Genomic DNA, 12544 nt, shown 5'->3' with positions numbered 1-12544 from the left:
GGCACGGCTCACGAACGGCACTGTCGGCGTCCGTGATTCGAAAACCCCCACGGCCCGGCACTGATCTCCGCCCCGACGAGTGGGACACATCCAACACCGCCCTGAAAGCAGTCCACCTCCACCGGTAACCCCCCGGCGCCCGCCAGCACCCGCCCCGGCAGCGGGCGCAACCGGGGTGTTCGAGACCGATCACGAGCGCGCCGCCCTTCGCCGCCGCGAACGGGTTGCCGATCAGCCCGCTCTGCACAACTGGGTTAGTGTCTGGGGTCGTTCGTTCGATCAGGTGGGGAGGATCTCGATGGCACTTCTGAAGGCAGATGTCGACGAGCTGCACAAATTGGCAGGCACGCTGGCCGGCGCCGCGATGAACATCACGAAAGTCGACGCCGCCGCGGCCGCCGCCGGTATCGGCGCCGCACTCGCGGGCAGTGGACTCGATGGGGTATGCACCCAGGCCGCCCAGTTCGTCGATGGCGCCTACCAGCGGGTTGCCGGCAAGCTGACCCAAGTCTCGGGCAAGATCGAGACCACATCGCGGTGGTATCTGGAAACAGACGACAGCTTCGCCGCCGAGATGCGCAAATTCGACGTCCACCACGCAGGCGGCCACTGATGGTCGCTCCGGGAACGACATCGCTACTGCGGTCGCAGGTCGAGAAATGGAGCGTCACCGCCCTGGCCGACCTCGGGGCCGCGATCGCAACAGCCAATAACGACACCTTCCTGGTGAACATCGACAACACGAAAAAGTTCTTCACCGATGCCGGCAACTCCTGGCAAGGTGTGGCCTACAACGCGGCCTACGATCGCGTGGGTGAGGATCATGATCAGGCCCGAAGGGTCTGGGCTTACGTCGACGACCTCGCCACGGCGATCAAAACCGCTGCGTCCGATATTGATTCACATCGCACGGTGCTGATCGGCAAGGTCGCCGAAGCGAGCGAGGCGGGACTTCGAGTGGCGGACAACTGGGTGGTCTGCGAGAAGGAAGGCGTTGCCGCGGACGTCATCACTTCTCATCAGGACGCAATCAACGGCGCGTTCCACCCGTTCTCCGATGCAGTCTCCACCGCGTGTACGAAAATCGCTGAGGCGGCCGAGCTCGTCCGTGCCGCCGGCGACCTGTTCGGCTCCGATCTCGATGTGAACGACGCGAGCACGCAGAGTGGTCGGCTCGGAGACGAGGACGGCAAGGAAGCCGCCGACGCGGCCAAGAACGGAGATCAGGCCAAGCTCGATGAGGTGGCGTCGCATCTGCCTACCTACGTGCTGACACCGGATCAGATTCAAGCTCTCTCCGAGGGCAAAGACGTGCCGACGTTGCCAGCTGAAGTACAGGACTATTACAAGCATTTCTTCAATTCGGCCGGCAAGGACGGTCTGCTGGCGCTGAACGATCATCTGCAGGAGCAGGCCACTGCCACCCCGGATCATCCGGCCAGCACCGTCGCGGCCTCTCAGCAGCGCGCGTTGGCCGACGGCATGATGGCGATCACCAACGAACACCTGGGAACCGGCACCGGCCCGGACGGCAAACTCACCTCGGCTGGGGCCTACACCAACCTGCCACCGGACATCCGCCAGGTGCTTTCCGGCCGTGCGGAAGAACGCAACAGCGACGGGACACCGAGCCCCAACGCCAACCGTCAGACCATGCTGGACAAGGCCCGGCTCGCGAACCTGCTGTCCAAGTCGGATCCGAATATGGTGGGCGGCACCACCTTCAGCATGGAGGCCGCGCGCCAGGGCGCGAGCCTCGCGAACTATGTGGACAACGTCGACAAGAACACGAACGGCGTGATGCCCCCCGGATTCCAGGACGGCGACAAGGACGCGCTGAAGAACGCGGCTTCGCAATACCTGGGAGTCGGCGTCCGCAATCATGTTGCCGACTACCAGTTGATGACCGGCCTGGATGCCACCACTGGCAACAAGATCCCCGACGACCTGTCCTTCGGCGCCCAAGGCGACAAATACCTCGCTCACGGCAACTACGATCCGCAGAAGTTCAACAGCGTCGTCTTCGGCCATGACTGGGGTGACCAGGGCAAGACCGCATCGGAAATGTATGGCTGGACGGCGGATCACGCCCACGAGCAAGGACCCCAAGGAGACCTGGCCCGCAAGACCATGAGCGCACTGCCGGAAGTCTTCGCCCCTCGCGACGGTGACAAATTGATCACCGACAAAGACGGGAAACAGCTGTTCCAGCAGACCGTTGAAGATTTCAACAAGAATCCCGAGCTCGCGAATGCGCTTGCGCGGGTCGATGCATCGAACATCGATGCCTTCTCCCAGGTCGGATCCGACCCCAATGCGCCGAAGCCGGCCGCTCCCATGGAGGTGCGCGACGCCCAGCGCATGGCGTTCCTGGCAAGCCAGACTCAGGACGGACGGACGACGCTCGATCTAGCTCGCCAGACATACGACAACGCCACGCTCTACTCGATCACTCATGGCGGCACCGGTGGTGATGTGGCCGCACAGGATGCCATCCAGAAGATGGCCAGCATGGATGGAATCATCGGCGACGCACAGCGAAACGCTCTGATCTACCAAGACCACAATGAGGTCGCGGACCATAACGAGCAGGCACAAAAATCGCACGATGACAAACAGGAGATCGGCGACAACGTCAAGAGGGTTGTCGACGCGATTCCTGTGCCGGGCGGAACAGCAGTGAACACGGTAAAGGACTTCGTGGAGGATCCGGCGTATAAAGCCTTGATGAAGGATATAAATCCTGATCCCACGCCCAGCACCGTTCAGTATCCATCTGTTCTACAGGTCGAGAAGGACGGTCAACAGGAATTTCGAGACCGTTTCGACAGGTTCAACGTCGATAGCGATCATCCGCTCGACGAGGCCACACGCGAAAAATATCGCGCGACATACGATTGGGAATACAACGCCACCGTATCCGCAGACCAGGTGCATGACAATAATTCGTTGGACGACCTGGTCAAGGGTGGGGCGCAGGCACCCGATAACTCGGGCCCTAAGAAATAGGATATGCCGATGGTCAGTTCACCGATCTGCCCCAGGGTGCGCATAGGTACGCTGTTACTTCTCGCAGCGATTGTTCTCGGAATCCCGACGATGGCCGCGTGCGGAACCGCTCACGACAATTCGGCACAGAACACCATACTGCCGACCACTTTGTCCAAGGTATTCGATCCGTGCAACGACATCCCCGCAACGGTCATGGAGTCCGAGCACCTGAATCCGTCCGGCACACCAATTCCGCCCAGACTGGGCGGCGACGGCGAGCAATACAGGGGGTGTCGATTCCGGGCACAAGATGACGCCGAGTCAGAGCTCGGTCCCGGCATATCGATTCAACTGACAAACATGACGATCGAATACTTCACTCGCAATTTTGCACCGGGACGAAAGTTCACAACACTGAAGATCGGCGGGCGGGATGCAGCTACGGCCGGCCAAGATGACGGCTATTGCACGATGCTGGTTGCTCTTGAAACCGGCGGAGTGTATCTCACCGGTTTGAGTTCAAAAAAAGACACATGCCTGATCGTGACCGACGTAGCGAATGCGATCGCGCCAGCGATACCCCCAGGGGCGTGAGAGAAGGCTTGGGGTGCAGCCAGCGTTGCCGGCCAGTGCAAGTGCGGACGGTGGCTGGACCGGCAGCATTCTTACCGGGGTTTCACCTCGGCGAGCAATTCCGGACCCCTGGATTCCACTCGCCGGGTGACCAATCGGGCGGCCAGGAGGGTGGCGCCGAGGCCCAGGGCGAGGCCCACCGGGAATGCGCACCATGGGATGAATGCGTTGTGTAGATACGTGCCTACGCCGAGGATGGCGAGGACGGGGAGGTTGACGACCAGCTGGCCGAAGCCGACGGTCAGCTGGACCAGAGCGCGGGCGCAGCCGGGGTTTCCGCTGTTGCCGGCGAAGGGGTTACCTCGTTGCTGGGGAAGCGGATACGCGGCGTAGACCGAGAGGTAGAGGGCGGCTGCCACACCTACGCCGAGTACTACCGGGAGGGTCGAGACGGCCCAGGGGTACATGGTCGAGCGGCCGGTCACGCCCGGGAGGACGAGTGTGAGAACCACCGCCAGGGGGCTGACCACCAGCAGCCAGGCGATCATGCGACCGCGGACGTCGGCGCGCACGGCGCCCGGAATCACCAGGGTGTGCCAGAGGGCGGTGCCGTCGAAGGCGTACATGTTGGCACTGGCCATCGCGGCCATCCACACCACGAACACGCCCGCGAAAGGCAGACTGGCACCACCGTTCTGCAGTCCGAGAAAGATGGGCAGGACCACGCCGATGAGCATCAGCGGTAGCAGCGCCGCCCGCCGCCGGCCGTCGCGCGACCAGGTGCGTAACTCTTTGAGTACCACCGCGCCGACCGGTGTCGGGCGGACGAGCCGGTCGAGGCGTCCCGAACCCGCCTGTGCGCGAACGGGTCCGGCGGGCGCGGCGGCGGTGGTGAGACGCCGGCGCAGCAGGACCGCCCACGCCTGCCACAGCAGCGCCGACAGGGCGGCGAGTCCCGCCAAGGCCCCGACGCCGAACAACCAGTGACCTTCCTCGGCTGCCTGCACCGCGTAGGGCGCCCATCCCGAGGGCAGGACCCGCAATGTCACGCCCAGGCCGGGCGACACGTGCTCCAGGCGCGGCCCGAGATAGGACACCAGCAGTTGCAGTGGGTAGTACGCCAGGCCGGTCAGGCCCGCCAGCACCACACCGAGATCGCGGCCGCGCCGCGAACGCATCGCGGCGCCGATCCACGCGAGTACCGCGCGGGAGAGCAGCACCACGAAGATCAGCTGCAGACACATCCCGGTGACAGCGAACAAGGTTGGTACCACGCCCAATTGGGCCGCGAGCGCGACGAGCCCGGCGAAGGCGATCAGATTCACCGCACCGGCCGGACCGGTGAACGCCACCGCCGCGAGGCCGATCGAGAGTTGGCGATAGCTCAGCGGCAGCAGCCGGAAATGTTCGGGCTGCAGCGTTTCGTCGCTGCTGCCGGTGATGATCGGGCCGGCCAGCCAGCCGAGCGTCCACACCGCATACAGCGTCGCGGCCACGTTGATCGCCGCGCGGGTATCCCAGGCGTGGCCGGCCGATGCCATCACCACCGCGGTGGCGACAGCGGCGAGTATCCCGAAGACCAGACCGATCCAGAAGCCGACCGCCGCGCGTCCGTGGCTCATCGCGCGGACGGTCAGCCGCCAGCGCATCCGGATCAGGACGCCAACCACGACAGCCCCTCGTCTCCCCCGATGCGACCGCCGACCAGACGGACGAACGCCTCCTCCAGACTGCCCTCGCCTCGCACCTCGGCGACCGAGCCGGCGGCGACCACCCTCCCCTTGTCGATGACGGCGAGGTGATCGCACAGATTCTCCACCAGCGCCATCACGTGACTGGACAACACCACCGATCCTCCGGCGGAGACGAACCGCTGCAGAATCGTGCGAATAGTACTGGCCGACACCGGATCCACCGCCTCGAACGGTTCATCGAGCACCAGCAGCTTGGGCCCGTGCAACAGCGCGGTGGCGAGCCCGATCTTCTTGCGCATCCCGGCCGAATAGTCCACGACCAGAGTGTTTTCCGCCTCGATCAGCTCCAGCACCGAGAGCAATTCCTGCGCGCGATCGGCCACCGTCCCCGGCGGAAGCCCGCGCAAAAGTCCGGTGTAGGTGAGTAATTCGCGTCCGGTGAGCCGCTCCGGCACGGCCAGACCGTCCGGCAGTACCCCGACGATCGTCTTGGCCCGCACCGGATCCGCCCAGACATCGGCGCCGAAGATCTGCGCCTGCCCCGCATCCGGCCGCAGCAACCCGACCGCCATCGACAACGTGGTGGTCTTACCGGCGCCGTTGGGCCCCACCAGCCCGAAGAACGACCCGGGCGGCACCACCACACTCACCCCGTCGACCACCCACGGCCCACCGAATCGCTTGTACAGCCCGCTCAATCGCAGCGCGGGCGTGACATCGGCTTGCATATCCCCTCCTCCACGGGTGACGCACCCGCTCCCTGACAGATATCGCCCCCGCGAGGACATCGTTGCGAATCGCGACGACCGTATATGGCGGTAACCGCGGTGGAACCTGCTATCGAAGTAGGGTTTTGGGGTCGACCGTGAATTCGAAGGGCGCATGTAAGGTGACCTCCGCGCCGGCAGCCGCACGTTGAACGAGTTCGTATTCGTTATCCTCGTTCAAGGCGTAGGCGAACAAGACCGGAAGGTCTTCACCGGGCAGGCGCCCCTTGACGGAATTGATCTCGATGCGCCAGTAGTTCGGAATGCCCGCTTGCGCGTAGACGATCGGCTTGACCATCCTGTCCTGCAATGTCGTAGAGGCTGACACGATCTCCACCGCCAAGTCGACCTGCTCGGCGTGAACGCCGCGCTCATCCTTGTCGACGGCCCCTCGGCCCGCGACAAGGTCGGGAATCGGCTCGTCATCGCCGATGAGGACTCCGACCCCGGGCAGGACCCAGTGATCCTGCGGCATCGCCGAGGTGAGCGCAATCAGCAGCCACGTCAGCAATTCCTGATGCCGCGGTTTGGGCGCTGCGTTCACGATGAGCTGGCCATTCAGCACCTCGTAGCGGATTCCGTTATCGGGCAGATGCGCCAGATCGGCGGAGGTCCAACGGTCCGCCATCGGCTGCAGCATCGAGGACGCATCAGGTGTCGGCATCGCCACGGAAACCACCTCCACTCCCTCTGATCTGGGCGAACGTTTCTTCCTACGCTTGGCGAGTCTATCGGACCCGCGGGCCGAAAGCCGGTGCCGGAGAGCAGCCGCACCCCGTTCGGGCAGCCGCACCCCATGCACCGGCCTCGTTCACTCCGCCTCGATCACCCGCACCTCGCCGTCGGCGGCATCGGTCGCCTCGCCCGGCACGGTGAACCAGTGGCTGACCTCGCCCTCGGCCAGGTCGCCGGCGATGTCACCGCTGGGCAGGACGGAGAGGGCGCCCGCGGTCGCGGAGGTCAGGAATTCCGCGAGCGCTGCCGGGCCCGCCGCCGCCGTGGTGTACGTGGTCGACTCGTAGTCGATCTCGTGCTCGGCGCGCAGGGCGTCGGCGTGCTCGAGGGCCTGCTCCTGGGTCAGCGTGCGCAGGGTGCCGTCGGCTGCCCGGACCACGAAGGCCGGATGGTCGTCCTGCAGGACCCGGACCCGGTCGGCGTAGGACACCGGATGTGCCTGCGCCGCATCGATTTCCGCGCGCACCTTCGGATCGGTCGGGACCAGCCAGCGCACCGACTTGGCCGCCGGTTCCAGCGCGATACCCCAGCCGGCGCCCGCGGCGACGATGTCGCCGAAGGACAGGCCGTCGGCGAACAGCGCCGCGGCGCCGGCCTTCTGGATCGCCCACAGCGCCACCACGGCATCCACCGAATGCGGCAGCGCCACCGCGACGATGTCACCCGGTCCGACACCACGCCCGATCAGCACCCGGGCCAGCTTCGACGACCGCGAATCCACCTCGTGATAGGCGATTTCGGCGTCACCGGACAGCAGCGCGGGAGCCTGCGGATCCTCCTCGACCACATCGCCGAGGGCCTTGGCCACCGTACGGCTGCCGACCCGGCCGGGCTCGGCGACCGGTTCGGCGGTCACCGCGGCGCCGGCCAGGATGCGCGCCCGCTCCTCGGCGTCGAGGATGTCGATATCGCCGACCGCGGCCGTCGGATCGCCGATCAGCGCGTCCAGCACCCGGCCCAGTCGCTCGGCGAGAGTGTGTACCTCCTCGGCGGTGAAACGACTGGTGAGGTACTTCCAGGTCACCTCGATCGTCGATTCGGCGGTCACCAGCAGCGTCAGCGGGTAGTGGGTCGCGTCGTTCGTGCCGACACCGGTCACCGACATGCCGTCGATCGAGCTCGCCGCGGCGATCGCGTCGGTATCCATCGGATACGACTCGAACACCAGCAGTGTGTCGAATTGTGCTCCGGCACCGGCGATCCGCTGGATATCGGTGAGGCCGACGTAGTGGTGGTCGAGCAGATCGGCCTGATCGCGCTGCAGGCGCTGCAGCAGCTCACCGACCGACAGGCGGTCGTCCACACCCACCCGCACGGGCAGCGTGTTGATGAACAGGCCGACCATCGATTCCACCCCGGTCAGCTCCGGCGGGCGGCCGGAGACCGTCGCGCCGAACACCACGTCGTCGCGGCCGGTGAGCCGGCCGAGCAGAATGCCCCACGCGACCTGCACCAGCGTGTTCACCGTGACCCCGACCTCGGCGGCGTACTTGGTGATCCGGCGCGTGCGGTCCTCGTCGACCTCGGCGACGAACTTCTCGATCTCGTAGTGCTCGGGTCCGCGCGCGGGCGGTGCGAGCTGGGTCGGCTCGTCCGCACCGGCCAGTGCCCGCGACCAGGTGCGCAGCGATTCCTCGCGGTCGCGCCCGGCCAGCCAGCTCAGGAAGTTCCGGTACGAGGACACCCGCGGCAGCGCGGCGGTATCCCCGCGCACCGCGTAGAGCACCAGCAGATCCCGCATCAGCAGCGGCATCGACCAGCCGTCCACCAGGATGTGGTGGGTCGTGATGGCCAAGTGGAAAGCATCACCGTCGGTCCGGTACAGCGTGAACCGCAGCAGCGGCCCCCGCGACATGTCGAAGTGCGTCGCCCGATCCTCTTCGAGCAGGCGCTTCAACTCCGGAATCCGCTGCGGCCGATCCAGATCCGTCAGATCGACCGTCTGCCACGGAACCTCGACCCGATCCGAGATCAGCTGTACCGCCCGGCCACCGGCATCGGTGACGAAGGAGGCGCGCAGGTTCGGATAGCGGTCCAGGATGGCCTGGCCGGCCGCCCGCAGCCGGTCCTCGTCGACCACGCCGCCCAGATCCACCACGGCCTGCATGGTGTAGACGTCCACGGTCTGCTGGGTCATCATCGCGTGGAACAGCAGACCCGACTGCAGCGGCGAGAGCGGCCAGACATCCGACAGACCCGGATACTGCTGTTCCCACTCGTCGATCTCGGACTGCGCCACCTCGACCAGCGGCAGATCGGACGGCGTCAGACCGCCCGCCTCCGGCTGCCGGACGTGGTCGGCGAGCGCGGTCAGCGCCGCCACCCACAGATCCGCGAACTCCTGCACGCGCTGCTTGCCGAACAGCCCGGTCGGGAACGCGAAGGAGGCGGACAACTGCGCGCCCTCGGGCCCGTCGGTGACGATCGCGTTGATGTCGATCGCGGCGTTGGCGGGCATATCCGGATCCATATCGGCATCCAGCTGTCCCAGGTCCGCCACCGGCGCCCAATCGAAACCGACCGGGCCCGAGGCGGTTTCGGCCGTCTCGGCGCCCGCACCGGTATCCGCGCGGCCCAGATAGTTGAAGCTGATCTGGGGTGCGGTGCCGGTCGCCAGTTCGGTTCCGGTCGCGGCATTCAGGTAGCGCAGCAGGCCGTATCCGATGCCCTTGTCCGGCACCGCGAGCAGCTGCTCCTTCACCGATTTCACGATGTCGCCCAGCGCTTTTCCACCGCGCAGGGCGGCGGCCACATCGGCGTCGCCCAGATCCAGCCGCACCGGATAGGCACTGGTGAACCAGCCGACCGTGCGCGACAGATCGGCGCCCGGAACCACGCTTTCCTCGCGGCCGTGGCCCTCGAGCTTCACCAGCGCGGCACCGCCCGCGGATGCACCGCGCCACGTGCTCACCGCCAGCGCGAGCGCCGACAGCAGACCGTCGTTGACGCCGGCCCGGTACTTGTCCGGCACGCCGGTCAGCACCGCATCGGTCACCTCGGCCGGGAGCAGCACCTCGACCCGATCGACGGTGGCGAAGGTGTCGACCGCCGGGTCGAACGCCCGCTCGCCCAGCACCGGATCATCGACCGCCGAAATCCGCTGCCAGAACGGTAGTTCCGCGGTCCGCGTGGCCGCGGCGTCGACCAGGGCGTGCGCCCAGCGGCGCATGGAGGTGCCGTTCGCCGGCAGCGTCACGGCCTGATCCGACTTCAGCTGCGACCAGGCCACCGCGAGGTCCGGGATCAGGATGCGCCACGACACACCGTCGACCACGAAGTGGTGGGCGACGATCACGAGCACGTCCCGGCGACGCGGCGCGGCGTCGTCCTGCGCACCGGTGAAGGCGAACCACAGGAACTGCGTCATCACCGCGTTCGCCGGATCGAGGCGACCCAGCGCGGCGTCGTATTCGGCGCTGGCCCGGCGCGACAGTTCCGCCTCCGAGATGTCGCCGGGCAACTCGACCCGACGCACCAGGGCGTCGACATCGATCGCGCCCTGCTCCAGCGCCTCGAACGTCCAGCCGTCCGTGGCGTCCGCGGGAGCGGATTCGTCGCGCCGCAACCTGGTTCGCAGCACATCGTGGTGATCGACGACCGCGGCGACGGTCGCGACCAGGGTCTCCCGGTCGGTGTCGTCGGGCAGTCGCAGCGCCATGGCCTGCGAGAACCGCTGATACGAGGAGCCGGTGCCCAGGATCGAGGCCATGATCGGCGTCAGCGGGATCTCGCCGACACCGCCGCCGGGCAGTTCGGCCAGCACCTGCTGCTCGGCCTCACCGGCGCGGGTGGCGATCTCGGCCAGCGCGGCCACGCTGCGCCGCTCGAAGACCTGCCGCGGCGTGAACAGCACACCGCGCGCCTTGGCCCGCGAGACCAGCTGGATCGACAGGATCGAGTCACCGCCGAGCGCGAAGAACGAATCGTCGAGCCCGACCTGATCGACGCCCAGCACCTCGGCGAACACCTCGGCGATGGTCGCCTCGAGCGCACTGGTCGGCGCCCGGAACTCGCGCGGCGCCAGCTGAGGTTCCGGCAGCGCCTTGCGGTCGAGCTTGCCGACCGGGGTCAGCGGAATCTCGTCCAGGACCACGATCGCCGAGGGCACCATATGCGGCGGCAACACCGCGGCCACATGGTCGGTGACCGCCGCGGGATCGACCGCACGCCCCGGCACGCCGAGCACGTAGGACACCAGAATCGTTGCACCGGCGGCGGTTTCGCGTCCGATGGTGATCGCGAATTCGACATCCGGATGCCGTCCGAGCACCGCGTCGATCTCACCGAGTTCGATGCGGAAGCCACGGATCTTCACCTGGAAGTCGGTGCGGCCGACGTAGTCGAGTTCCCACGGCACCTCCGGGCGGGCGATGTTGCCACCGCGCACATCCGGTTCGGCGTACCACCGCACCACGTCACCCGTGCGGTACATGCGGGTTCCGGGCTCACCCCACGGGTTGGCGACGAACCGCTCCGCGGTCAGCCCCGGCCGCTGTTGGTAGCCGCGGGCCACCGCACCGCCGGACAGGAACAGCTCACCGGCCACACCCGGCGGCACCGGGTTCATCCGGGCGTCGAGCACCAGCGCCGACATACCGTGCACCGGGGTGCCGATGGTGATGTGGTTACCCGGGAACAACCGCGCGTACGAGGAGATGATCGTCGTCTCGGTCGGACCGTAGGCGTTGAAGTACTTGCGTCCCGGCTGCCACTTCGCCAGCAGTTCCGGCGTGGTCACGTCGCCACCCACCGACGTCACCAGCAACTGCTCCTGGTCGGCCGGGTCCATCGTGCCCAGCACCGCGGGCGTGATGATGGTGTGGGTGACCTGCTCGGTGCGCAGCAGCTCCGCCAGTTCCGGGCCACCGATGATCTGCGACGGCGTGATCACCAGGGTGGCGCCGATGTAGAACGCGCACACCCATTCCAGCACCGAGGGGTCGAAGCTGGGCGAGCAGATGTGCAGGAACCGATGCTGCGGCTCCAGGCCGTACAGGCTCGTCGCCACATCCGCCAAGCCGCCGAGACCGGCATGGGTCACGGTGACGCCCTTGGGCTTACCGGTCGAACCCGAGGTGTAGATGACGTACGCGGGGTGCGCCATCCGCAGCGGGGCGCGCCGGTCGGCGTCGGTCACCGGCGCCGCCGACTGCGCGGCGCACAGCTCGTCGGTCGCCGGATCGTCGAGGACCAGCCAGTCCACGTCGCCGGGCAGATCGCCGACATACGCCGAGCCGGTGATACCCAGCAGCGCACCGGAATCGGTGAGCATGTGGCGCACCCGATCCTCGGGGTAGTTCGGGTCCACCGGCACGTGCGCGCCACCGGCCTTGGTGACGGCCAGCACGGCCAGCACCATCTCGTAGGACCGCGGGAACGAGACCGCGACCAGTTGCTCGGGTCCGACACCGCGTTCGATCAGCACCCGCGCCAGGCGCGAGGACCGGTCGTCGAGTTCGCCGTAGGTGATCGATTCGCCGTTGTAGCGCACCGCGATTCGATCCCGGCCGAGCCGGACGCCGTGGCTCATCAGATCCGGCAGCAGGCCGGTCGCCATCACCTCGTCGCCGTGGACGTGGGTGAGCAGCTCGTACTCGTCGGCGGCCAGCAGCGACAGATCGCCGACCGCGGTCTGCGGCTGCGCGACGATCGCCTCGAGCAGACGGGTGAACCGCTGCGCGAACACCTCCACCGTTGCCTCGTCGAAAAGGTCACGCGCATAGGAGAATTCGGCGTACATGCCGTTGCGGCCGTCGCCGGATTCCCGAACCGTCAGCGACAGGT

Annotated in this window: 7 protein-coding genes (1 of these 7 only partly in view); 3 read left to right on the top strand and 4 right to left on the bottom strand. The window is 66.8% G+C overall.

Annotated features, from left to right (window positions below):
* Positions 1-175 precede the first annotated feature (175 nt).
* From NK1_RS00150 to NK1_RS33355, 3 genes are read left to right on the top strand one after another with little or no spacing between them, the layout of a single operon-like run.
* The gene (locus tag NK1_RS00150) at positions 176-613 is read left to right on the top strand and encodes a hypothetical protein (protein WP_157104012.1); all 438 of its coding nucleotides are present in this window, start codon (positions 176-178) and stop codon (positions 611-613) included.
* Complete coding sequence (locus tag NK1_RS00145) at positions 613-3009, top strand: TPR repeat domain-containing protein (RefSeq protein ID WP_063006613.1); 2397 nt, start codon at positions 613-615, stop codon at positions 3007-3009. Before NK1_RS00150 ends, NK1_RS00145 begins: the two co-directional genes overlap by 1 nt.
* Before the next feature lie 9 nt (positions 3010-3018).
* Complete coding sequence (locus tag NK1_RS33355) at positions 3019-3585, top strand: DUF3558 family protein (RefSeq protein ID WP_167354203.1); 567 nt, start codon at positions 3019-3021, stop codon at positions 3583-3585.
* A gap of 71 nt (positions 3586-3656) precedes the next feature.
* On the opposite strand, the gene NK1_RS00140 is transcribed toward NK1_RS33355, so the two are convergent.
* The 4 genes from NK1_RS00140 to NK1_RS00125 all read right to left on the bottom strand — a co-directional run.
* Positions 3657-5234, bottom strand: coding sequence for a hypothetical protein (locus NK1_RS00140; protein WP_063006612.1), 1578 nt, complete (start codon positions 5232-5234; stop codon positions 3657-3659).
* Positions 5219-5986 (bottom strand): ABC transporter ATP-binding protein, encoded by a 768-nt coding sequence (locus tag NK1_RS00135; protein WP_063006611.1) that lies wholly within the window; start codon positions 5984-5986, stop codon positions 5219-5221. Before NK1_RS00135 ends, NK1_RS00140 begins: the two co-directional genes overlap by 16 nt.
* 109 nt (positions 5987-6095) lie before the next feature.
* The gene (locus tag NK1_RS00130; RefSeq protein ID WP_245660299.1) at positions 6096-6689 is read right to left on the bottom strand and encodes a Uma2 family endonuclease; all 594 of its coding nucleotides are present in this window, start codon (positions 6687-6689) and stop codon (positions 6096-6098) included.
* Between the two features lie 147 nt (positions 6690-6836).
* On the bottom strand, positions 6837-12544 hold the final stretch of the coding sequence (locus tag NK1_RS00125; RefSeq protein ID WP_063006779.1) for a non-ribosomal peptide synthetase. Its footprint extends 38218 nt past the window's final position; 5708 of the gene's 43926 nt are visible here — the last part of the coding sequence; the start codon falls outside the window, past its right edge — the gene reads right to left on this strand; it ends in the stop codon at positions 6837-6839.

The sequence above is a fragment of the Nocardia kruczakiae NBRC 101016 genome (assembly GCF_001612965.1).
GTDB lineage: Bacteria > Actinomycetota > Actinomycetes > Mycobacteriales > Mycobacteriaceae > Nocardia > Nocardia kruczakiae.
The sequence above is the reverse complement of the archived record's forward strand: the minus strand, read 5'-3'. Positions and strand labels throughout refer to the sequence as shown.

Excerpts from the sequence above, each read along its gene's own strand:
- NK1_RS00145 (WP_063006613.1), top strand. The coding sequence starts at position 613 with ATGGTCGCTCCGGGAACGACATCGCTACTGCGGTCGCAGGTCGAGAAA.
- NK1_RS00130 (WP_245660299.1), bottom strand. The coding sequence starts at position 6,689 with ATGCCGACACCTGATGCGTCCTCGATGCTGCAGCCGATGGCGGACCGT.
- NK1_RS33355 (WP_167354203.1), top strand. The coding sequence starts at position 3,019 with ATGGTCAGTTCACCGATCTGCCCCAGGGTGCGCATAGGTACGCTGTTA.
- NK1_RS00135 (WP_063006611.1), bottom strand. The coding sequence starts at position 5,986 with ATGCAAGCCGATGTCACGCCCGCGCTGCGATTGAGCGGGCTGTACAAG.